The 20,028-nt window shown below is 57.5% G+C and carries 19 protein-coding genes and 1 tRNA gene; 8 read left to right on the top strand and 12 right to left on the bottom strand.

Translation table 11 applies throughout. The annotated features are described in order from the left end of the window. The 5 genes from DMZ65_RS19885 to DMZ65_RS13085 all read right to left on the bottom strand — a co-directional run. Positions 1–286: helix-turn-helix domain-containing protein (locus tag DMZ65_RS19885; protein ID WP_332871573.1), on the bottom strand; the 286-nt coding region annotated here is incomplete at its 3' end. Between the two features lie 378 nt (positions 287–664). Next, the gene (locus tag DMZ65_RS13100) at positions 665–2,563 is read right to left on the bottom strand and encodes a UvrD-helicase domain-containing protein (protein WP_198662698.1); all 1,899 of its coding nucleotides are present in this window, start codon (positions 2,561–2,563) and stop codon (positions 665–667) included. Further along, positions 2,560–4,932 carry an ATP-dependent nuclease gene (locus DMZ65_RS13095; protein ID WP_198662697.1) on the bottom strand — a complete coding sequence of 791 codons (2,373 nt, stop codon included), beginning with the start codon at positions 4,930–4,932 and terminating at the stop codon, positions 2,560–2,562. Before DMZ65_RS13095 ends, DMZ65_RS13100 begins: the two co-directional genes overlap by 4 nt. A gap of 100 nt (positions 4,933–5,032) precedes the next feature. Beyond that, complete coding sequence (locus DMZ65_RS13090) at positions 5,033–5,299, bottom strand: hypothetical protein (protein WP_116599327.1); 267 nt, start codon at positions 5,297–5,299, stop codon at positions 5,033–5,035. Between the two features lie 362 nt (positions 5,300–5,661). After that, the gene (locus DMZ65_RS13085) at positions 5,662–5,946 is read right to left on the bottom strand and encodes a hypothetical protein (RefSeq protein ID WP_198662696.1); all 285 of its coding nucleotides are present in this window, start codon (positions 5,944–5,946) and stop codon (positions 5,662–5,664) included. 564 nt (positions 5,947–6,510) lie between these two features. Between DMZ65_RS13085 and DMZ65_RS13080 the strand changes: the two genes are divergently transcribed. The 4 genes from DMZ65_RS13080 to DMZ65_RS13065 all read left to right on the top strand — a co-directional run bounded on the left by DMZ65_RS13080 (position 6,511) and on the right by DMZ65_RS13065 (position 9,887). Then, complete coding sequence (locus tag DMZ65_RS13080) at positions 6,511–6,906, top strand: hypothetical protein (RefSeq protein WP_116599326.1); 396 nt, start codon at positions 6,511–6,513, stop codon at positions 6,904–6,906. Between the two features lie 131 nt (positions 6,907–7,037). Next, positions 7,038–7,388, top strand: a complete 351-nt coding sequence (locus tag DMZ65_RS13075) for a hypothetical protein (protein ID WP_157960624.1) — start codon at positions 7,038–7,040, stop codon at positions 7,386–7,388. Beyond that, the gene (locus DMZ65_RS13070) at positions 7,378–7,779 is read left to right on the top strand and encodes a hypothetical protein (RefSeq protein WP_116599324.1); all 402 of its coding nucleotides are present in this window, start codon (positions 7,378–7,380) and stop codon (positions 7,777–7,779) included. Before DMZ65_RS13075 ends, DMZ65_RS13070 begins: the two co-directional genes overlap by 11 nt. Before the next feature lie 164 nt (positions 7,780–7,943). Then, entirely contained in the window at positions 7,944–9,887 is a 1,944-nt protein-coding gene (locus tag DMZ65_RS13065; protein ID WP_116599323.1) for a TniQ family protein, read from the top strand. Between the two features lie 200 nt (positions 9,888–10,087). Here the strand turns inward: DMZ65_RS13065 and DMZ65_RS13060 are convergent. Beyond that, positions 10,088–10,164, bottom strand: a tRNA-Arg gene (locus DMZ65_RS13060). A gap of 777 nt (positions 10,165–10,941) precedes the next feature. Here DMZ65_RS13060 and DMZ65_RS13055 point away from each other — a divergent pair. Both DMZ65_RS13055 and DMZ65_RS13050 read left to right on the top strand, forming a co-directional pair. Then, on the top strand, positions 10,942–11,520 hold the full coding sequence (locus tag DMZ65_RS13055; protein ID WP_116599322.1) for a nitroreductase family protein: 579 nt from the start codon (positions 10,942–10,944) through the stop codon (positions 11,518–11,520). Continuing rightward, entirely contained in the window at positions 11,517–12,215 is a 699-nt protein-coding gene (locus DMZ65_RS13050; RefSeq protein ID WP_116599321.1) for an EI24 domain-containing protein, read from the top strand. Before DMZ65_RS13055 ends, DMZ65_RS13050 begins: the two co-directional genes overlap by 4 nt. Here the strand turns inward: DMZ65_RS13050 and DMZ65_RS13045 are convergent. Together DMZ65_RS13045 and mce are read right to left on the bottom strand one after the other, a co-directional pair. Beyond that, a complete protein-coding gene (locus DMZ65_RS13045) occupies positions 12,169–12,465 on the bottom strand; it encodes a DUF1467 family protein (protein ID WP_116599320.1) in 297 nt (98 codons plus the stop codon). The two genes, DMZ65_RS13050 and DMZ65_RS13045, sit on opposite strands and share 47 nt — an antisense overlap. A gap of 19 nt (positions 12,466–12,484) precedes the next feature. Continuing rightward, positions 12,485–12,889 carry a methylmalonyl-CoA epimerase gene (gene mce, locus DMZ65_RS13040; RefSeq protein WP_116599319.1) on the bottom strand — a complete coding sequence of 135 codons (405 nt, stop codon included), beginning with the start codon at positions 12,887–12,889 and terminating at the stop codon, positions 12,485–12,487. A gap of 129 nt (positions 12,890–13,018) precedes the next feature. Between mce and DMZ65_RS13035 the strand changes: the two genes are divergently transcribed. Next, the gene (locus tag DMZ65_RS13035) at positions 13,019–13,735 is read left to right on the top strand and encodes a response regulator (protein ID WP_116599318.1); all 717 of its coding nucleotides are present in this window, start codon (positions 13,019–13,021) and stop codon (positions 13,733–13,735) included. Here DMZ65_RS13035 and DMZ65_RS13030 read toward each other — a convergent pair whose 3' ends face one another. From DMZ65_RS13030 to DMZ65_RS13020, 3 genes are all read right to left on the bottom strand, one after another. Continuing rightward, positions 13,736–14,455, bottom strand: a complete 720-nt coding sequence (locus tag DMZ65_RS13030; protein WP_116599317.1) for a GNAT family N-acetyltransferase — start codon at positions 14,453–14,455, stop codon at positions 13,736–13,738. Positions 14,456–14,611: 156 nt separating this feature from the next. Beyond that, positions 14,612–15,847 (bottom strand): DUF1501 domain-containing protein, encoded by a 1,236-nt coding sequence (locus DMZ65_RS13025; protein ID WP_116599316.1) that lies wholly within the window; start codon positions 15,845–15,847, stop codon positions 14,612–14,614. Positions 15,848–15,857: 10 nt separating this feature from the next. Then, positions 15,858–17,240, bottom strand: coding sequence for a DUF1800 domain-containing protein (locus tag DMZ65_RS13020; protein ID WP_116599342.1), 1,383 nt, complete (start codon positions 17,238–17,240; stop codon positions 15,858–15,860). A 168-nt stretch (positions 17,241–17,408) separates the two neighbouring features. On the opposite strand from DMZ65_RS13020, the gene DMZ65_RS13015 reads away from it, so the two are divergent. Further along, positions 17,409–17,885: a hemerythrin domain-containing protein gene (locus DMZ65_RS13015; protein WP_116599315.1), complete on the top strand. Its 477-nt coding sequence runs from the start codon at positions 17,409–17,411 to the stop codon at positions 17,883–17,885. Between the two features lie 190 nt (positions 17,886–18,075). Here the strand turns inward: DMZ65_RS13015 and aspS are convergent, their stop codons facing one another. Continuing rightward, positions 18,076–19,935: an aspartate--tRNA ligase gene (gene aspS, locus DMZ65_RS13010; protein WP_116599341.1), complete on the bottom strand. Its 1,860-nt coding sequence runs from the start codon at positions 19,933–19,935 to the stop codon at positions 18,076–18,078. Positions 19,936–20,028 lie beyond the last annotated feature (93 nt).

Below are 20,028 nucleotides of genomic sequence, written 5' to 3'. Positions count from 1 at the left end.
AACCGGTATACCCTTCCGACACAAGCTGCTCATAAAGCCTCACGGCCGTTCGCCGCTCCCGGCGTGGTCGCTTCTGGTCCTGATCGAACAGGTCCTGAAGCCGAAGATCAAACCCGTTGCACAGTTTGTGCCGAACCGGCGGGGCCTGGCGCTGGTAGCTCGGCGGGCTCTCATCCTTCAGATACTTCTTGATCGTATTGCGCGATAATCCCGTCGCCCGAGCAACAGACCGGATACTGCGCCCTTCAACCAGCACCCACAGACGGATCTTCGATACACTTTCCATCAATAACACCTGCTCTTCCTCCGCACTTTCTGTGCGGATGCTAACGAAAACAGGTGGGTCAATTTTACTCGCTCATAACCCACCCAAGTGGGTCAATTTCGCACGCCGATTCACAAGTGGAACAAGGGGCGATTCTGAGATTGTATCAAGTAGACAGCCCTCAGCCTCTGAGCAGCTTGGGTGGCAGGCGGGGAAACCCGCCTCGGCGCTGCGGTCATTCGGTGAATAGTTCACCTTTATGGCACGAGAAAGCAACCAATATATGGCTATTCTGTCCACCGCTTAGAGCTTCGCATCTTCGAGTATCGAGCGCGAACGATTGTATTGCCAACTGTAGGGGTCTCGAACCGCGCAACCAGCTAAATGCCCCCCGAATTTTCAGCGCAATCTCAACACTTCGCTCTCGTCAAACCAGCCCCGATCTACCACTGAAGAGGCCAGTGCGTCAGGGTCGTTAGTATAACAAACAATTGCCAAGCTTTTTTCCGCTCGACTACAGGTAACGTAAAATAGTCGCCGCGTACGAGCGACTGCTGTATCTTCGCCCTCAGCTTCCCGCTTCAAATCATTGGCACTGGGTGGTTTCAGGCCAAATAGCTTGTCGTAACTGAACAGAAAACCTCGCGCTTCTTCATCGCTTATCACCACCATCACGCGTGGAAATTCGAGCCCTTTTACCCCTTGGTGGGTGCCAAATGGAGATAGGCCACTCACATACTCATCATAAGCCTCGATTTGCCAGAATGGCGTCGAAAGCATGCTGCGCCAAGCCTGATTATTGTCGGCTTGGCCGTCCAATTCGTCCTTAGAAGCACTGGTATCCAATTCAAGTTCGGAAACGTCTGAGCGGATGAATGGTGTCAATGCATCCGGCACCGCGAAGAGACCTGACTTGGCAACGACTTCGAGAACTTCCAAAAATGAAGGGACTTTCTCATCTTGAAAGATCAAATGCAGTTCTTCACAAGCCTTTTGCGCTTCTCTCAAGGCCTCAATCTGATCCTCGCCCGCATTTTTGAGGTTCATACTGGCGAGCAGCGGGGAAAACTCCCGAATGACGGACGTGGCAGCAAATCTGTCTTCCGCGAGCAGAGCTTTGACAGTCGGAAGGATCTGCTTACTGAAAAAACGAAGCGGCGCAGAAGATCCGTCCAGTAGACCGGTTTGAAGCCGCTTTGAAGCGTAGAGCGGCTCAAACATTGCGTCAAAGCCGAAGCGGGCGGCAGCCATGTGATGTTCCAGCGTCAACGTCTTGAACTGCCGCCCATCTGCCTCCCATGCCTCGTCGCCTGTAATTTCAGCCATCTTAGCTGCAACCTTACTTTCGGCTTCCTGTTTGTCGACATCGTTGCCAAAGGCGAAAAGGCGCACAAATCCCTCATCCTTGCCTGTGCGACCGACCTGGGCATTACCGTCTGCATCTGCGCGCACACGATTGATTAACTCGATAATGCGCAAGTCAGAACGGTGATTCATCAACTTGCGTGGGAGCGCCCACCCTTGCATACCGGTGCCCAGATCGGATTTGCCATCGAGATAAATTCGTTGCATCGTATCCCCGACCAAGCCCAAGCTAAATTCCCCGGATCTGGCCGCTTGAACTGTGAGCAGCGCCTCCATCAGCCCCTTGTTGGTGTCTTGGCTCTCGTCGACCAAGAGGATGGGGTACCGGGAGATTAAAAGCTGCTGCAGGGCTGGCTTTTCGACAAGGTACTGAGCGACGATAGCGATGACCTCGGAATGGTTAAGCGAATCCCTACTGCGATTGTCGCCATTTGGGCTGTAAATAAACTTCTTAACCGATGCGATGCCTTCCAATCTGCGGGTTTTGGTTTCATGGGATCTAACACGATCCTGATAGGCTTGAGTCTTGGTATTCTTGGTTTTGTCGATCTGTTCTTTCAATTCAGCGATGGATATCTCGAGAGATTGCCGCACCCATGCGCGAATGTCCTCGGTACGCCCATCTATAAGAGACCAGGCGAACGCATGGATGGTGGATACGTCGACTCTGGGATCATACTCGAGCCTGTGCCGGATCTCATCGCAAGCAGCATTGGTATAGGTGATGACGCCGATTTTCTGTCTGGAGAGCAATAGTCGCCTTCCCGAAGACGCCAGAACGTGCGCAATGGCCCCCACGAGGGATCTCGTTTTGCCCGACCCCGCGCCCGCATACAGAAAGAAGCTAACAGGCTTGTCCAAATTGAGGCTATCCCGAATAATACGGTCGGCCTCGTCATCAAAATCAGCATCCGCTGTCTCCATTTGGCTCATTCTGATGGAACTCCCGCGGATGAGAGGAACTCGACCTGTTTTTTCGTCAGCTGTTCCTCCAGCCAGCGCAGGCCTTCGGCGATGTAATCAGGAGTCTTTAGCTTTTCGAAACCTTCAGCGCCCAAGACATGCAACGCGAATTCAGCCTTGGTGCCTTCTCTCAGCGCATCGAATAGGTCTTTGGCGATTTCTGAAACATTGTTGGAGTCCGCGATGCCGTTCCTAAATTTCTTCACCAAGCCGATGCCGTCCAACGTTGAGAAGAACTCTAAGTTCTCGAAAACCAACGCGTCCTCGAAAGTGTATGGCAAAGCCGTTTGCTCGAAGTGGCCGTGGGGCAGCCAGCAGACCTTAACCGGCGTCTGATAGGCTACCCGAACAGCGTAGAGGGCATCGTGCGGTATGACCTTGCTCAAGGACGCATCCAATAGCGCGTCCACGGTGGATTCTTGCGGGCACCAGACTTTCAATGTATCGTTATTGGTGAGCTGTCCATTCCCGATCTTGGGCTGGGTCGCCCTGCGTTTCGTGACATCTTTTCCCTTTTTAGCGTCGTGGACCGTGTATTCTTCTTGGGCGTCGAGGTCTGTGATCACCAGTGTAGTCAGCCCTAACGTATCCATTAGGTTCTTGAGTTTGTGTGCATGGCTGCCACCGACTTCAAGAATGGTAATGTAGCCTTGGTTGAGGCGTTCAAAATCCTTCTTGATGAAGTTCGGCAGCATCATCCGCTCTGCTGAACCCTCCACAAGTATCGCAGCATCTGCGAAGAACAGATCAGCATGTTGCGCTCGGATGTATCGGGTTACAAATCGGGAGGTCTCAGTCTCCTCGCCAAAGGCCCGCGTCAGATTTACCACCGACGAAACCGGAACGGCGACCTTGTCCATTCCTGCGGGCAGCCGCCGGAAGTACCGCAAACATGCATAGGGAGTTTCATGGGCCACATGGCTCGAATGTGTGCTGACAACCAACTGGGTTCGCAATCCGACCTTCTCTCCCAGATCCGGATGCCCCCTCAGAACCTCGTATGCCTTCTTTATAAATACTTGCTGTACTTGGGCATGGAGGTGAGCCTCAGGCTCTTCAACGAGTACGAGATGAAGCGGCTCGAACTCTACGTCTTCTGTCGTCTTGGAGGCCTTCCCGACCCTCATCCATGCGTCGCGGAAGCTCATTAGCCTGAATATCATTGAGATAAGATTCTGATAACCTAAGCCATTGTTGTCCTCAGGAAGCCGGATGATCGGAACGGTCTCGTCAGAGTCAATCATATCGACTTGGAATGAGACCGCCGCCTGATGATTAAGACCATCGACCGTACGGAGCTTGGTTGCCACGTGGGGTTTGGGGTCGGTGACGCCAGGATAGCCAATTCCTTTCACTTCAGAAAAGGCGGCTTTGAAACTTTCTGCAAGTCTTTCGTCGAATGCCTTCTGAGCATACTCAATTGCCTGAAGAGCGCCCAGGTCGTCGACTCCCGGTCGATCGGACGGATCAAGATGTTTTTTGTAGTAGGCACGCAATTGATCGGATAGGCGATGGCTTCCGGAAGGAGCTCCGGCGTCATCTTCTGAAACTGTGGATTGACTATCTCCGAAGCCCCGCTGGGCATTGATCTCGTTCACGCGGATAAGCCCCGCAAGAGGGTCTCCTTCAACAGGCAGAGAATCTTCAGAAAGAGCCTGTGGTTGTGCTATCGCCTTCTGGGGTTCAGTTAACTTTTCAGGGTCGAGACAATATGCTCGAACTCGAAAGTGGGTATCGAGCTTTCGAGACAAGAAATCCATCATATTGCTGGGCCAAAGCGTAAGTTTCTCAGGTGGGCCGCTTTCACCATCCTTTTCAGCGATGGCGCTCGACAATGCCTCGGTGGAACCGATCGCCTCGACAAACTCCTTAAATAAATGCTCTGTATCTTTGGGCTCCAAGCGTAGCCTGACCCCGAGAAGACCACCGGACCAATCGAGGGTTGGCAGAAGTTTACTGACCAGATGCAGTTCCTTCGGCAAGACTTCCAGCCATAAATCGAGAGTCGGCAGGAACGTCGCCCACAAACCCATTGACAGGTTAGGCTTCGTAGCCCCGTCCCGACAGTCCAGCCAAGCCTGCCCCAGATTGTTGATCTCGCCCCAATGGCTCAAAGTTATGTCGTGGGTGGAAAAGGTTTGGTTCCGAGCCGAAAGGAAGCGTCGCAGTGCCTGCATCGCAGATGTCTTGCCACTGTTGTTGGCACCAACAAACAAAGTAGTTTGCTCAGCAAAATCGATACGGACAGATAGGAGCTTGCGAAAGTTTGATATCTCAACGTGTTTTAAGTGCATGGGCGCCTGCTGAAAAAATTGCGTTGATTGCAGTTCGTCAACCAACTTCAACTTTTCCGATAATTCATGATCTATGACACAACAACAAGAGGGCTCTAAGCAGACACAAATTCATGTGACTTGGACGGCAGCTTCAGGCCGTCACTTACTGTTTGAACGGGATGACGTTCGATCCACCGTTGGCGAACGCCACGGCACCTTCTCTGCGGATGGTATTGAGCGCCACGTCGAACGCTGCCCGATCATCGTCGAAGAGATCGTCCCAAACAATGGATGTGCCGTCTTCGGTCACAACTTCCAGCGTCCAGCCGTCCCCGTTTTCGAGTTTGTAGATATCCACCTTGAATGGAACCTCACCCTCTACGATGCGCTGCGAGGCGCTGGATATGACAAGGTTGGGTTCACGTACCATCTGGATACCTCGTTAGTCTTCGGCAGGGGATAGGGGAGGCTATCACGAAAGCCAATGTTTTCAGAGCGGGATACAAATGTAGAACCTGAGGCGAAGGCTGAAAGGCAGCAAAGGGCCGGGAGTGATGTCGCGCTTGGGGGCGACCACGCGTGTTCCGCTGCTGTGCCGCCGCATGACCGGTTTGAGCTCTGCACCCTGAGCAACTTCTCCGGGATGGAACGACGTTGCGACTGCATTTGCCTGGTCTCAAAGCTGCAGAGACCTTCATCTTGAGCCGCCCAGCCCCGTGAAGCGGAATTTCATCCTAAGATCTTTGTGCATGCGGCCAGGATGAGGAGGCCTCGAGCGCTCCAGAATAGTTTTCAGGTTTTCGATGAAACTGCGGTTATAGAAATATCATCAAAACCAATTTTTGAAACTTGGGAGGCCGCCCCATCTAAGCTTTTGAATTGTCGAGGCTCGTAGGGATTCCTCGCGCTACAAAGGACAATAGGTTCTCCATTCCACTCAGCAGCAGGCCCATAGAACTGAACGGTGTAGCCGTGTTCACCTTTTACTATGCTTGCTCGATTGATCATCCCTTTCTCGATCCGCGCCTTAACCATGGCTTCCAGTACGAGGTTGGTACCGTTGACACCCGAAATCATACTGTCCCCACTATTTTTAATTTCGACACGACATTTGATATCGTTTCAAAATCTAATAGTCAACCACTGCTGCAACCGCGGCCGAGGCTGTGTGAAAACTCAGATTTTCCGCATCAGACGGGAACAGATTTCTGATAGGAGAGCCAATGTCATCGACATGCGGAACGATCGCGCGGCTTCTCGGCCTGACGAGAACGTCGTTCCGGAAGTCGTAGTCCAAGGGCGAGTTTTCACACAGCCTCGGCCCAGAAAGTTGGCCCCCCATTTTTGCGGGGGTTGGGTGAGTACTCAGTGACATTCAACGGCCCCGCACTTCTGCGAGGATATCTTTCTCAGGAAATTTTATGGAAATGGCTTCGCCTTCAAGGTCTTCGGCCAATGTCACTTGCATCTGACGGCACAAACAGCCCCCAAGCTCGACGAAAGGAATTGCGCCAGACTACCCGCGCCAATCTCTCGCCTTCTCAGAAGGCGCCCTGACGGTGCGCCGACAATGAACATGGACATCCGATCCGACCTGACCCCTGGGACGAAGCCCGGGACCAAATAGCCAAAGGATCCCTCATGTTTCACACAAAATTCGATCACGGCGCAGAAAGCCGTGTCATGTCGCTCGGCGAATTGGCGCTGCGGGCGTTTCTCGCCGGGCACGACGAAGCCCTTGGCCATGCTGCGGTTCTACTGGCGGGGCGGCGAGGCGCACGTCTGGTCAATGCCATACGCGACGGCGTCGACCAGCCCGGACGGATGACGCGGCGCGTGCAACGCCTGCTGCTTGAGCTGCGCAGAATCTTGTTCCTCGATCACGCGCCGGGCGATGACTGGGAGGCTGAAGGTCGGCTTGCGACTATCGCGCCTGACGATCCCATCGTGCCGGAGATCTGTCTGCTCGCGGACGGTCTCCACCAGGCATTGCATTCAGCCGGACTCGCCGCGGTGGCGGACGAGCATACAATCTAAAGCCCGGAGCCCAGTCCCGCATCGCCGTAGGTCATCTTCGGCGATGCGAGGCGAAACCCGTCTATCACGATACGCGGAACATGACGCCGATGAATCAGGCAAACCGATACCGCATGAAAAGGGAGATCATCATGCTTAACACCACCACCCTCGACATTGACGAGGCGCGTTTCAACACTGCCTACTTGGTGGAGCAATACCTGCGCCGCCACGGCGCAAGTCTCTGCGACCTGCTCGATGCCCTCGATGACCCGAGCGGCTTCGCGGCGCTCTGCGATCTGCATGCGGCATACGGGCAGCCGATCCCGGATGTCGAAGCCGTCGAGTCCGCACTGCGGGACATCCACCGCATCCTGGCCGAACAGCCACTGTCATCGCTCGATCGGATCGGTCATGAGCGGTGCCTGTCGGCCGCCGACATGACGCGGTGGCATGGCGCGCGCGTCAGCGAGCTTCTCGCACGGTGCCGCCATGTCGCCTGAAACCGGGGTAAGCTGTGGCCTTCAGGTGGCACGGGCACGCCGCCTGAGCGTCTATCCCGATGAATTCGGGATGGAGCAAGAAATCTGCGACGTGACGCTATGGCTCATCGAGAAGCACAGCCTATCTCGTGTTCGCATATGGATCGACCGGCATTACACGCAAATCGGTCGGAAGTTTGCTGACTTGACCGTTGTGGCCTCTCCAAGCTATCCCGCGCGGTTGACCGAGGCGGCACACGAAGCCTTCCTCGCTCTCGGTTACAGGATCGAAGATACGGGCACCGATACATATGCCCACCCGTCCTGCTTCGGTCATCACTCTAAACACGATGCCCTGCGCGCCTATGGACGGATCGAAGCGGCCGTCAAGGCGTCGCGGGCGACCAACTGACAAAGAGCCGTTGACCGCCTCAAGTCGGTGGTCGACGGTCACCCCCCCTCATTCCTGCATGGGAAATTAGCTGTTTTGCGTCCCATAGATTCCGATGAGGTCAAGACAGAATGATTGCGAGCTCATTGTACGGATCATCGCCATTTTCGCGCATCTGAAAGCCTATGCGGTGGGGCCTGCGGCTGGTATCAATTTCAAACAGAAAAATTCCGAACGCAGCAAGGCAGGCCAGTCCAGATGTGACCGAACATACCACTCGAAATCTGACACACCTACCAGTATCCAACCCTCCGCCGGCGCCGCGCGAGACTGTATTCTCTTATCTTTCTCGCCTCGCTGCCACGTGGGACACAGATGTCATCGAGGTTGCCAACGATATGGGCACCTCGTTCAAACGGTTTCTCGAGCAAGGGCCCGAAGCGTTCGAAGCCCTTGCGGCATGGGCTGACCTTGAGCCGGGGCAATTGGAGGAAATGCTTTCTTGGACCGGTGTTCGGACGGGTAACGTACGTATGACGTTCCGTGGCGAGGTCTTCGTATCGCGTGCGCTTCGCAATCCGGTCATGCGAGGGTGCCCAGTCTGCCTGCGAGAAGACACCATGCAAAAGGACGGTCCGTCGACCGCCGCCATGGTAATGCGTGGCGACTGGCAGATGCGCGAAGCCAATATCTGCCTTCGGCACAACCACCCCCTGGTAAAGCTCTGGTCATCCGATCGCCCGAGAGAACGATATGACATCGCAGCGCGCCTCTCCGAGGTTAAAGACAGCATCCTCGCGGGGAAGTATGACCTGACGTTAGTGGAACCCACGCCGTATGATATCTGGCTTGATGGTCGCCTTCAGGATGGCCGGGACGAGACGTGGTTCTCGGGCCATCCCCTGTTCGCCGCGACGACCTTCTGCCGCCTAATGGGGCAGGCCATTCTTCAAGATGAGGGCGCCGAGGAAGGCCTGCCTCCCGGCGCGGATAGCGCAGCGGGCTTCGAGATCACCAAATTGGGCGAGAATGCCGTGCGGGAATCCTTGGCAAAAATTGGTCGCAACTGCGATGGCGAGCCCAACAAAGCTTACGGATTGTTGTTCTCTCGTCTCAATGGTGAGTACGTTGCAGTTGAAGAGTTCGCCTCCTACAGGCATTTGTTGCGGGATGTAATCCTCGATCACTGGCCTGTTGCCGCCGGGAAGAAACTTCTGGGGGAGGTCGTTGAAGAGCGGCGACTGTACTCGCTAACCACAGCATCACAAGAAGCAGGCATCGTACACGGAGCCATCGCGCACTTCCTGGTCGAGGCGGGCGCGATTTCCCTCGATGATGACAGGCCCCCTCGTCGCCGCTTGTTTGATGCCAGAAAATACGCCGATCTCCTTAGCGAAATTCCGACTCTCGTCGGGCCGATCGCCCTGCGCAAGTCCATCGGCGCGACAAAAAAGGAATTGGAAGCCTTCGAAAAGGAAGGTCTCCTGATTCCGCGTACCCAGGTCGCCAGGGTCAAAAACCCGTGGCGAATTTCCGACGGAGTTGATTTTGTCGCGGGCCTTTGCGAGAGGGCAAAGCCAGTTGCAGATCATGACCCAGATTGGGAAACACTCCTGCTCGCCCGCAAACGGACCCGGGTGAGCTTGCGGGACCAGATCGATGCCATTCACGACAACCAACTGACTCTCGGGAAGCGAGCCGCGGTGCGCGGCCTCCATGGACTGGTTGTCAAAAAATCCGAAATAGATCGCCTTCTCGCAGCGCAGCTCCAAGATGAAACTGTCGTCAAAACAGAGCCGCGCGGGGTGATGAGCGCCGCAGAATTCGGCCGATACATCGGGCTACGAAATCACGGGAACTTCATCTCCTTGATCGAAGCGGGTCATACTCCGGTTTTTCAAGAAACGAGCCCCAAGACTGGACGCCAGCAGTACCGGCTATCGGCTGAAGATATCGCATCCTTTCATGGGCGCTTCGTGACGCTAACCACACTTTCCAGGGAGACGGGGCAACATCGCAATACTTTAAGGAGCCTGCTTGAGGCTTCCGAAGTCGCTCCCTTCGCCCCTGGTGGCCAGGACTTCGGCCAAGTCTTCTTACGGGCAGAGGCGGTCAGGGCGTTTTGGTAGCTCCTATCCAGCGATCCTGGATGCGAAAGCTCGGCGTGGCCGAGCGGAAAATGCTAAAATAGCGAAACCTCAAAAAGATATATGGATATCATACCACTACGCGAATTCCCGCGATCTCGCAGGAATACTCTTGACACGGATTTGCATGAAAAGCCGCGTTTTGCGCACTCATATGCCCCCTCGGCAGTGAAGAAAGGAGTTGGCGACCCCGCCAGGACTTGAACCCGGAACCTAGCGCTTAGAAGGCGCTTGCTCTATCCAGTTGAGCTACGGGGCCGTGACGCCGTGATAACGGTTCGGAAAACGGTTCGCAACGCGCCCCGGAAAACCTAACCGGCTGTTTGCGCTCCTCTTTTCCTCCTCAGACCCTCCGCTTAGAAGTCGGATATTCTATCCAGTTGAATTACATGGGCGCACTTGATGATCTTCTATGCAAGTTCCACTTGATGTCAACCAACCCACGGACGAATAAGTGCCAATATGGCATTCATACTACCTGATATATACATATAAATCAGTGACTTAAGAAAACGTGGTAGGTGGTAGGGGGTTATTCCTGCTCTATCCAGTTGAGCTACGGAGCCGCTGAAAGCAGTCTGTAAAACAGTCCGCGATAATCTACTACTTGCTAATCAACGTCACTTCAAAGCAAAATTTTGGCTTGGCCAACCGATTGGAAGGTCGCACGCATCCGGCGTAGGCCGCGACGAGGTCAGCGCGCGTGCCCACGGTCCATTTCGATGAGTTGTGGCAAGTTTTCGATCCCGAACCTGATTTGCGGAACAACGCCCATGCGCTATCCTGGTGACGTCACCGGCCCGTCATCGTGAAACAGCCGGAAAATTCCAGTTTCAAACGGTCCAACCTTGGGGAGCAGAGCACGATATATATGGCTGTAAATCATACCGCACCACAAAAACGCGCATAGCTTTCGGCTGTTGATGGGGGTATCCGATGATGATCTCCGGAGGGTACCTGATTAAAACCATTTGAAAACCCTTGAAACCTTTCGGTTCCCGGCAGACATAGGGGCAGTCATAACAGGAGACCGCCCATGCCCGCGCCCAACCCCTCTGCGATGGAATTTCTATTGAGCCGGCGGTCGCGTCCCGCCAAGACCCTGACAGGCCCGGCACCCGACACGCAGGCGTTGGAGAAAATCCTGACCGCAGCGGCGCGGACGCCCGATCATGGCAAGCTGGAACCGTGGCGGTTCATCGTCCTTCAGGGGGCGGCGTTGCAACGTCTGGCCACTGCGGCCGAACGGCGGGGCAAAAGCCTGGGACTGGAGGAAAGCAAGATTGACAAGGGGCGGTCGCAGTTTTCCGACAGTCCGCTTTGTGTCGCGGTCGTGCAGGTAGAACGCAAAGCCGAGAAGGTGCCGTTGCTGGAGCAGACCTATTCCGCCGGAGCGGTGTGTCTTGCGCTTTTGAACGCGGCTCTGGCGACCGGCTGGGGGGCAAACTGGCTGTCTGGCTGGGTCGCGCATGATCGAATATTCATGGAAGAGGCGCTTGGCCTGACATCGCATGAACGTATCGCCGGATACATCCATATCGGGACAGAGACGACGGCCCCGCCTGAACGTCCGCGGCCGGTGCTGGACGACATCACGAGCTGGGTTTCAGAATGATCCTGTCGTCGTTTCTGGCGGCTGTCGCCCAGATCGGAGATATGCGGTTTCGCAAGGTTCTGGTGCTGGGGATCGGGCTGACAATCGCATTGCTGATAGGGGCCACGGCCGGTTTCTTGTGGCTGCTCGACGCAATCATCCCCGACGGCGTGACGCTGTTCGGCCGCGAGATCACCGCATTGGATGATTTCGCCAGTTGGGCGGCGATTGGCCTGATGATGGTTCTGTCGGTTTTTCTGATGGTGCCGGTTGCCTCTGCCATCACCTCGATGTTTCTTGACGATGTGGCGCAGGCGGTGGAGGACCGGCACTATCCCGATTTGCCTCCCGCAGCCCCAGTGCCTTTCGGGGACGCCCTGCGCGACACGGTCAATTTTCTCGGGGTGCTGATCCTCGCCAATATTATGGCGCTTATACTGGGGCTGATCTTTCTGCCCGCGTGGCCGTTTATTTTCTGGGGTGTGAACGGGTTTCTGTTGGGGCGGGAATACTTCACGCTTGCGGCGATGCGGCGGGTAGGCCGGGCCGAGGCGAAACGTCTGCGCAGGCGTCACATGGCGACGATCTGGCTGGCCGGCGTGCTGATGGCAGTGCCGCTATCGGTGCCGTTGGTGAACCTGTTGATCCCGATTTTGGGTGCTGCCACCTTTACCCATCTGTTTCATGAACTTCAGTCTCGGGTGCCATCCGGTTGAACATGTCCAGATCACGCACGGTGATCCACCCAGACAGGATGACGCCAGCGATAATGGCCCACAAGACCGCGGAGATCCCCGTGGTGATCAGGGCCTTCTTTTTCAGCCCGTGATGCTCTGGCGCACTTGCATGTGTGCCGGGCACGATCTTGTTCACATCGCCCTGGGTTTGCAAGCGAAGCGGAATGATGATCAGGAAGCACAGAAACCAGATCACCGCGAAAAGAACGACAGCAGAAACAATGGACATTTGACGATGCTCCTGGTTGTCAGACCTGTTCCAATTCGACCAGACAGCCGTTGAAATCCTTGGGGTGCAGGAACAGCACCGGCTTGCCATGCGCGCCGATCTTGGGCTCACCAGAGCCCAGCACGCGGGCACCTGTGGCCTTCAGGTGGTCACGCGCGGCCAGAATGTCATCGACCTCGTAGCAGATGTGATGGATGCCGCCTGCGGGGTTCTTTTCAAGAAAGCCGTTGATCGGGCTGTCGTCCCCCAAAGGGTAAAGCAGTTCGATCTTGGTGTTGGGCAATTCGATGAACACGACCGTTACGCCGTGATCGGGTTCGTCCTGGGGGGCACCAACGGATGCACCCAGCGCCGAACGATACTGAGCGCAGGCAGCGTCCAGATCCGGGACGGCAATGGCGACGTGATTCAGGCGACCGATCATCGGGAAATCTCCGTGGTTGTTTTGTCGCTTATGCATGGGGCGGGTGGTTGCGCGCAAGCAGGCTGCGTCCATTAACCGCTCATTAGGGCTGTTCAGGGCAGAGTGCCGAGGTCCGAATAGGAGGTTGCCATGGATGAACTGGACAAGATTGACCTGAGCCGACTGCCCACTGCCACGCGGCCCCTGCTTGGTCTGACCGTGCTGGTGGTCGAAGACAGCCGTTATGCGTGTGAGGCGATGCGCCTGATGTGCCTGCGTAGCGGGGCGCGTTTGCGCCGTGCCGATTGTCTGAAATCCGCGCGTCGGCACCTTCAGGTTTACCGTCCCTCGGTGGCAATCGTGGATATGGGGTTGCCGGACGGCTCCGGGGCCGATCTGATCGCCGAAATGGCGGGGGCGATGCCGCGTGTCGATGTCATCCTGGCCATCAGCGGCGATGATTTCGCCGAGACGGTCGCAATCGCGGCCGGTGCCGACGGTTTCCTGGCCAAGCCTCTTAGCGGTGTGTCACTGTTTCAGTCCGCAGTACTGGCTCACCTTCCAGCCGAGCGCAGGCCGGCGGGTCTGCGAACGGTTTCTGACGAGATCATTGTCCCGGATCCGGTCGCCTATCGCGACGATATGGCCCATGCCGCAGACGTGCTGAGCGATGCATGCGATGATCGCAGCATCGACTATGTCGTGCAGTTCCTGTCCGGTGTCGCGCGCAGCGCCGGGGATTCCACCCTTCTGGATGCGGCTGATGCTCTGGCCGCCTCACGCGAAAAAGGTCAGCCGGTGCAGTCGCTGGCGGCATCGCTTGCAGGTTTGGTACAGGAAAGGCTGGCTGAAAGGGTGGCGATCTGATCAGCGCACCAATGCGGGATCATCCGCGAAACGCACGGGTTTCGTCAGATCGCCAAGCCGTGTTTTCTGCTGCCCGTCGGACCCGAAGTTGTCAGGGTCCAGCCAGGTGTCAAAGGCGGCTTGCAAGGCTGGCCACTCCTTGTCGATCATGGCAAACCATGCCGTATCACGGTTGTGGCCTTTGACCACAGTGGCCTGTCTGAACACGCCTTCATAGCTGAAACCCAGCCGCTGCGCCGCGCGGCGCGACCCCATATTCAGCGCGTCACACTTCCATTCAAAGCGCCGATACCCGGTGTCGAACGCGTGGCGCATCATCAGGTAGATCGCCTCGGTTCCGGCACGGGTGCCTTGCAGAGCAGGCGCAAGGTTGATGTGTCCGACTTCGATAGAGCCTGCTTGCGGGGTGATCCGCAGATAGGCGGCGACACCGCCCCGGCGACCCGTGTCATTGTCGTGGATCGCATAGAAGGCCGGGTCGTCCAGCCCTTCGACACTTCGCAACCATTCTGCATAGTGGTCCAGGGACGAAAATGGCCCGTATGGCAGATAGTCCCAGACCGCATCATTCCCGTGATAGGCATCAAACAGCGCGGCTGCGTGGCGGTCCGTGCGCAACGGCTCGAGCAGGCAATACCGTCCCTTCATCGGCGCGACCGCGGGGCGCGGGGGCGGCGACCAGCCTTCGACGGTCTCGCGGCGACTGTACGGATCGCTCATTCAAGACCCTTTGCGATGAAAAGTGACATCAGGAACATTCTGCATTTCTGGCGCAGAACCATGTGACTTGCCATGATAAAATGGCCCCAACCTGGTTGACTGCATAGGGTTTCGCGACCTGGGAATTGGCGTTGCTACGATCCTGATGGAGCAGGGTCATAGCACCAGACGCGGGTTGTTTCCCATTTCCAGCCCCGGAAATATGGTGCTTTCCAAGTCACGGACCGACGTCCCGAACAGCTCGCGCATCAGCCATCCGGCATGTGCGCGCACGTCGCGGGTGGGCATCAGGTCCCGCCGTTTGTATAGCGCGCTTTCCTCCAGTCCCGGCCAATCGGTCACCACCCGCCCCCCCCGAATCGCGCCGCCCGCCATGACCATGGCACCTGCTGTTCCGTGATCCGTGCCGTTGGATCCGTTGAGGCGGACCGTTCGTCCGAACTCTGTCATCGCGACAACGGCCGTTTTGTCCCAGACCGGTCCCAGTCCTGATTTCAACTCCAGAATCACCTGCGCCAACCGCCCCAGCGCTTTGTTCAGGCCCTTGTATTGTTGAGAATGGGTGTCCCACCCGTTCAAAGAAAAAGACGCGATGCGGGTGGCACCGCGCAGCTGTTGCGCTGCAAATTCGGCAATCTTGGTTTCCGTCCCTCCACGCGTCGCCGCCAGCATGTTCTGCTGCATCTCGGCGAGTATCTCGCTTTCGCTGGCAAGGCTGCGCACCGGGTCGCCGTCCGACCCGGCAAGACCGTAAGCCTCTTTCAGGGCCGCGGAAAACAGAGGATCCTCGGCCATAACCATTTCCGCCAGCAACATGGCCTGCGGGCTGAGTTGCAGATCACTGTCGGGCGACCAGTTGGACACCGGGGTCTTGCCCGACAGAATCGCCATGTTGTCGCGCCCGATGGCAAAGGCCGACCGGGCGGTGATCCCCGGCATGGTTGTCATCATCCGGTTCAGCCAACCATCGCGCGCCAACCCCTGTGACAGATCGGGTGTTCCGGCCTCCAGCAGATCCTGCCCGTCGAAATGGCTGCGCTTGTCGCGATAGGGGGTCGAGACCGCGTGCACGAATCCCAGCTGCCCGGCATGCCACAAAGGCATCAGAGGGCGGAGAGCGGGGTGGATGGCAAAGAACCCATCCAGATCGACCGGTCCGGTGTCCGAGACCATGGGATGATGTCCGCGCAAGGCGCGATAGGCCGGATCGCCATAGGGGCGCACCACGCCAATACCGTCCATGCCACCGCGCAGGATGATCACGACCAGACGGTTGTCACCGGGGGCCGCGGCGAAGGTCATCGGCGTCAACAGCGGACTGGCCGCGACCGAGCATCCAAGGGCTGCGGAGCGTGTCAGAAAGGCGCGGCGGGTCAGGGGGCGTTGCGACATCGTGCTGCCTTTATTGGCGTTGAAATGCGGGGGAGGCGAGGATCAGGCCAATGCCATCCGCGCGGCTTTCGGCGGCCTTGGCGGCAAAGGCAGTGGCCGCGCTGCTGCGCGCACCAAGTGCAGTGCGCACAAAATCGCGTGGGTCCGGCAGGTCTGGTTGCAAGACTTGCGGCACGGCCACGGCCCATTGCAGGCGTGCGGCAATGCCTTGGGGCGTGACCCATTGGCGGTCTTCCTCTGGCCATCCATCGGGGCCTTCGGGGCGTTCCCAGATCTGGCCCATCAGCCCCATCGGTTGGATGATGTTCAGTTGAAGCGCGCGTTCGTCGAATTCCGCGATCAGCTCCGGCGCGACGGCAAGCGCACGGCAGGCGGAGCCGACAAAATCAATCGGTTGCTTGATGTTGCCTGCCGGGATCCAGGCGTCGGGGTGATTGAGCAGCGTTTCATACACCTGCATCAGATCTCCACGACTCTCATCGTAGCGTCGCGTCATCGCAACGACCAAGGCCTCTGTCGGGGTGTCGGATACGAAATGCACGGCAAGCTTCCAACACAGGTGCCGGGCTGTCGCGGGGTGGCGGGCCAGGTCGCGCAGGACAGCGTGTATGTCGCGAAGCCGCGCCGGACCGCCGCCATATTCCTTGCCAAGCACCGTCTTTACACCGGGCTCGGCGAAATGTTTGTTGAACTTGAACCCGGTGCGGATCTGAAAGGTCAGCCCGGTAAAAAGCTCTGCCAGTTGGCGCACATCTTGTTGTGTATATGGCCCGTCAACGCCAAGCGTGTGCAGTTCCAATACCTCGCGGGCAAGGTTTTCGTTCAGCCCGGTGTTCTTTTTCCGCCGCGTGGCCACGGCGCTGTTCGGCCCTACAGAGTTTTGCTGATCAAGGTAATGCAAGAACAACGGATGCTTTACCGCAGCGATCAAAAGCTCTTCAAACCGGCCGGCCAGATGCGGGCGGATGGCATCCTCGATATAGGGAGAGGTGGCGCGACGCAGCACGCCGGTTTTGCCTCGTGCCGTAAAGTGATCGCCCCAGAAATGCGCCAATCTTTCGCGCAATCCGTTTTCGGTCCAGGTGCGTCGCATCAATGTTTGCCCAAACCATCCGGCGGCGTCGATCCGCGCGGTCTGATTCAGGCGTCGGATCGCCTTTGTTGCCGCACGGGATGCGGGCGATCCGCGATCCTTGCGACGGATTGCGGACTGGCGTGCGCGCTCCAGCATCCGGCCCTGAAAGGTCTCGAACGATTCGATGGGAAAGCGGGCGGCCATCTTATCGGGGCCGGAAAGCGCGGCGAGTATTGCTTTGGTTGATTTTGCAGGGGCCAGCACCGGCGATAGCCCGCAGCCAAAGCGAATTTCTGCCAGATCTGGATCGAAGGACAAGACGGAACCTGCATCATGTTGTTGCTGAGCCTGAAGTGAATATAGCACCGGCAAAACGACATTACATCTGTCCTGATCGCAATGTCGGCGCTCCGCCGCCGAAGCCGTGCGGGAACGAATTTCGGGTGGGCTGCGTTTGCCTGCCATATCGAATTCGGAGGACAAGACATGCCATCTATCTACGACGCCATCCAAGAAGATCACAACCTGCATCGCGACCTTCTTGACCGGATTGCAGACACGTCAGGTGCCAGCGAGGAACGCAAGACCGCCTGGGACGCATTCTACCGCGAGATCAAATCCCATTCGGCGGCGGAGGAAGAGACGTTCTATTCCAAATTGATGCAGCAGACCTGGGGTCAGGACGCGGCACGCCACTCGGTGCACGAGCATGCACAGATGGACGAAATGCTGGAAGAACTGCGCGAGATGGATTTCTCATCGACCGGATGGCTGGCGCGGTTCAAGACGCTGAAACACGATTACGAACATCACATGGAAGAGGAAGAAGAGGACGTTTTCAAACGCGCTAGGCAAGTGATCGGAGAAGAAGAAAACGACGCTTACGGCGAACGGTTCCTCAAGCGCAAATCGCAAGAGGCCGAACTGATCCCTGAAAAGCGCGCGGATGCGCTTGAGGATTGATCAGGGCTTTTGGTCGCCCAAGGCGAAACGCGCCCCGGACTGGATCCGGGGCCTCGTCCTCAGCTCAAGTGGTGGCGGTTGGGCGAAAGGCCCCGGATCCAGTCCGGGGCACGCTCCAGATGAGCGAAACCATCGCCACCTTGGCAATCGTGTGGTTTGACAACAGTGCCGCTGCCCATCTGTGCTGATGTCAGGTGTCTTGCGGGATCACGCGCAGCGACAGTTCCATCAACTGGTCCGAAGTCGGTTCCGACGGGGCGTTCATCATCAGGTCTTCGGCGCGCTGGTTCATCGGGAACATGATGACTTCGCGGATATTGGCCTCGTCCGCCAGCAGCATCACGATCCGGTCGATGCCGGCCGCGCAGCCGCCATGGGGCGGCGCGCCAAAGCGGAACGCATTGACCATGCCGCCAAAGCGTTTTTCGACCTCATCCTTGCCGTAGCCCGCGATCTCGAACGCCTTGAACATGATCTCGGGGCGGTGGTTCCGGATCGCGCCCGATACCAGTTCGTAACCGTTGCAGGCAAGGTCATATTGATAGCCCAGCACATCCAGCGGGTCGCCGTCCAGTGCGGCCATTCCGCCTTGCGGCATCGAAAACGGGTTGTGTTCAAAGTCGATCTTGCCGGTCTCTTCGTCCTTTTCGTAGATCGGGAAATCCACGATCCACGCAAAGGCAAACCGGTCCTTGTCGGTCAGGCCGAGTTCCTCGCCGATGACGTTCCGCGCACGGCCCGCGACGGTTTCAAACGCTTTGGGCTTGCCGCCCAGGAAGAACGCGGCGTCGCCAATGCCAAGGCCCAATTGCTGGCGGATCGCCTCGGTCCGCTCAGGGCCGATGTTTTTCGCCAAAGGTCCAGCGGCTTCCATGCCGCCTTCGATCTCGCCGGATTTCAGCTTGGCTTGCGCTTCCTTGACCGTGATGCCCTGTTCCTGTGCAACGGCATCTGCCGTCTTTTCGCGCCAGAAGATGTAGCCCATGCCGGGCAGACCCTCTTTCTGGGCAAAGGCGTTCATCCGGTCACAGAACTTACGGCTGCCGCCCGTTGGGGCAGGGATGGCGCGCACCTGAGTGCCGTCCTGTTCCAGCAGCTTGGCGAAGATCGCAAAGCCGGAGCCTGCGAAATGCTCGGACACGACCTGCATCTTGATCGGGTTGCGCAGGTCCGGCTTGTCCGACCCGTACCAAAGCGCCGCGTCACGATAGCTGATCTGGGGCCAGTCCGCAGCCGCATCGACCTTGCGGCCACCGCCAAATTCCTCGAACACGCCGGCGATCACCGGGCTGATCGTATCAAACACGTCTTGCTGGCTGACAAAGGACATTTCCATGTCCAACTGATAGAAATCGGTGGGCGAGCGGTCTGCGCGCGGATCCTCGTCGCGGAAGCAGGGCGCGATCTGGAAATACTTGTCGAAGCCCGACACCATGATCAGCTGCTTGAATTGCTGTGGTGCTTGCGGCAGCGCGTAGAACTTGCCCGGATGCAAACGCGACGGCACCAGAAAGTCACGCGCGCCTTCGGGGCTGGAGGCGGTGATGATCGGCGTCTGGTATTCGCGGAACTTCCGGTCCCACATCTGCTGACGCAGGCTGCGCACCACGTCCGAGCGAAGGGTCATGTTGCGCTGCATCGCTTCGCGGCGCAGGTCGAGATAGCGATAGCGCAGGCGGGTTTCTTCAGGGTATTCCTGATCTCCGAAAACGATCAGCGGCAGCTCTTCGGCAGCGCCCAGAACCTCGATCTCTCGGATAAAGACCTCGATCTCGCCAGTGGGCAGCTTCGGGTTGATCAGGCTTTCGTCACGGGCCTTCACCTCGCCATCGATGCGGATGCACCATTCGCTGCGGACTTTCTCGACCTCGGCAAAGGCCGGGCTGTCGGGGTCGCAGATCAGCTGGGTGATGCCGTAATGGTCGCGCAGGTCGATGAACAGCACGCCGCCGTGGTCGCGGATGCGATGAACCCAACCAGAGAGCCGAACCGTCTGGCCCACATGGTCCTTGTTCAGCCCTTCGCAGGTATGGCTGCGGTATGCGTGCATGTCATTGCCTCTTCGAATGGATGGTTTGCGCGTCGGTACACCCGCGATAGGGCGGGAAGTCAAGCCAAACGCCCCGCGATTTTGCGCGAAATC

Origin of the sequence: Primorskyibacter marinus, from assembly GCF_003313245.1 — a bacterium.
In the GTDB taxonomy this organism is placed as follows: Bacteria; Pseudomonadota; Alphaproteobacteria; order Rhodobacterales; family Rhodobacteraceae; genus Primorskyibacter; species Primorskyibacter marinus.
Note: the sequence above shows the minus strand (reverse complement) of the source record. Positions and strands in the feature narration are given on the sequence as shown.

Coding starts and splice junctions, on each gene's coding strand:
- DMZ65_RS13075 (WP_157960624.1), top strand. CDS start 7,038: ATGCTTAACACCACCACCCTCGACATTGACGAGGCGCGTTTCAACACT.
- DMZ65_RS13015 (WP_116599315.1), top strand. CDS start 17,409: ATGCCATCTATCTACGACGCCATCCAAGAAGATCACAACCTGCATCGC.
- DMZ65_RS13085 (WP_198662696.1), bottom strand. CDS start 5,946: ATGATTTCGGGTGTCAACGGTACCAACCTCGTACTGGAAGCCATGGTT.
- DMZ65_RS13025 (WP_116599316.1), bottom strand. CDS start 15,847: ATGTCGCAACGCCCCCTGACCCGCCGCGCCTTTCTGACACGCTCCGCA.
- DMZ65_RS13035 (WP_116599318.1), top strand. CDS start 13,019: ATGGATGAACTGGACAAGATTGACCTGAGCCGACTGCCCACTGCCACG.
- DMZ65_RS13030 (WP_116599317.1), bottom strand. CDS start 14,455: ATGAGCGATCCGTACAGTCGCCGCGAGACCGTCGAAGGCTGGTCGCCG.
- DMZ65_RS13100 (WP_198662698.1), bottom strand. CDS start 2,563: ATGAGCCAAATGGAGACAGCGGATGCTGATTTTGATGACGAGGCCGAC.
- DMZ65_RS13065 (WP_116599323.1), top strand. CDS start 7,944: ATGCGGTGGGGCCTGCGGCTGGTATCAATTTCAAACAGAAAAATTCCG.
- DMZ65_RS13050 (WP_116599321.1), top strand. CDS start 11,517: ATGATCCTGTCGTCGTTTCTGGCGGCTGTCGCCCAGATCGGAGATATG.
- DMZ65_RS13055 (WP_116599322.1), top strand. CDS start 10,942: ATGCCCGCGCCCAACCCCTCTGCGATGGAATTTCTATTGAGCCGGCGG.
- mce (WP_116599319.1), bottom strand. CDS start 12,889: ATGATCGGTCGCCTGAATCACGTCGCCATTGCCGTCCCGGATCTGGAC.
- aspS (WP_116599341.1), bottom strand. CDS start 19,935: ATGCACGCATACCGCAGCCATACCTGCGAAGGGCTGAACAAGGACCAT.
- DMZ65_RS13090 (WP_116599327.1), bottom strand. CDS start 5,299: ATGGTACGTGAACCCAACCTTGTCATATCCAGCGCCTCGCAGCGCATC.
- DMZ65_RS13080 (WP_116599326.1), top strand. CDS start 6,511: ATGTTTCACACAAAATTCGATCACGGCGCAGAAAGCCGTGTCATGTCG.
- DMZ65_RS13070 (WP_116599324.1), top strand. CDS start 7,378: ATGTCGCCTGAAACCGGGGTAAGCTGTGGCCTTCAGGTGGCACGGGCA.
- DMZ65_RS13045 (WP_116599320.1), bottom strand. CDS start 12,465: ATGTCCATTGTTTCTGCTGTCGTTCTTTTCGCGGTGATCTGGTTTCTG.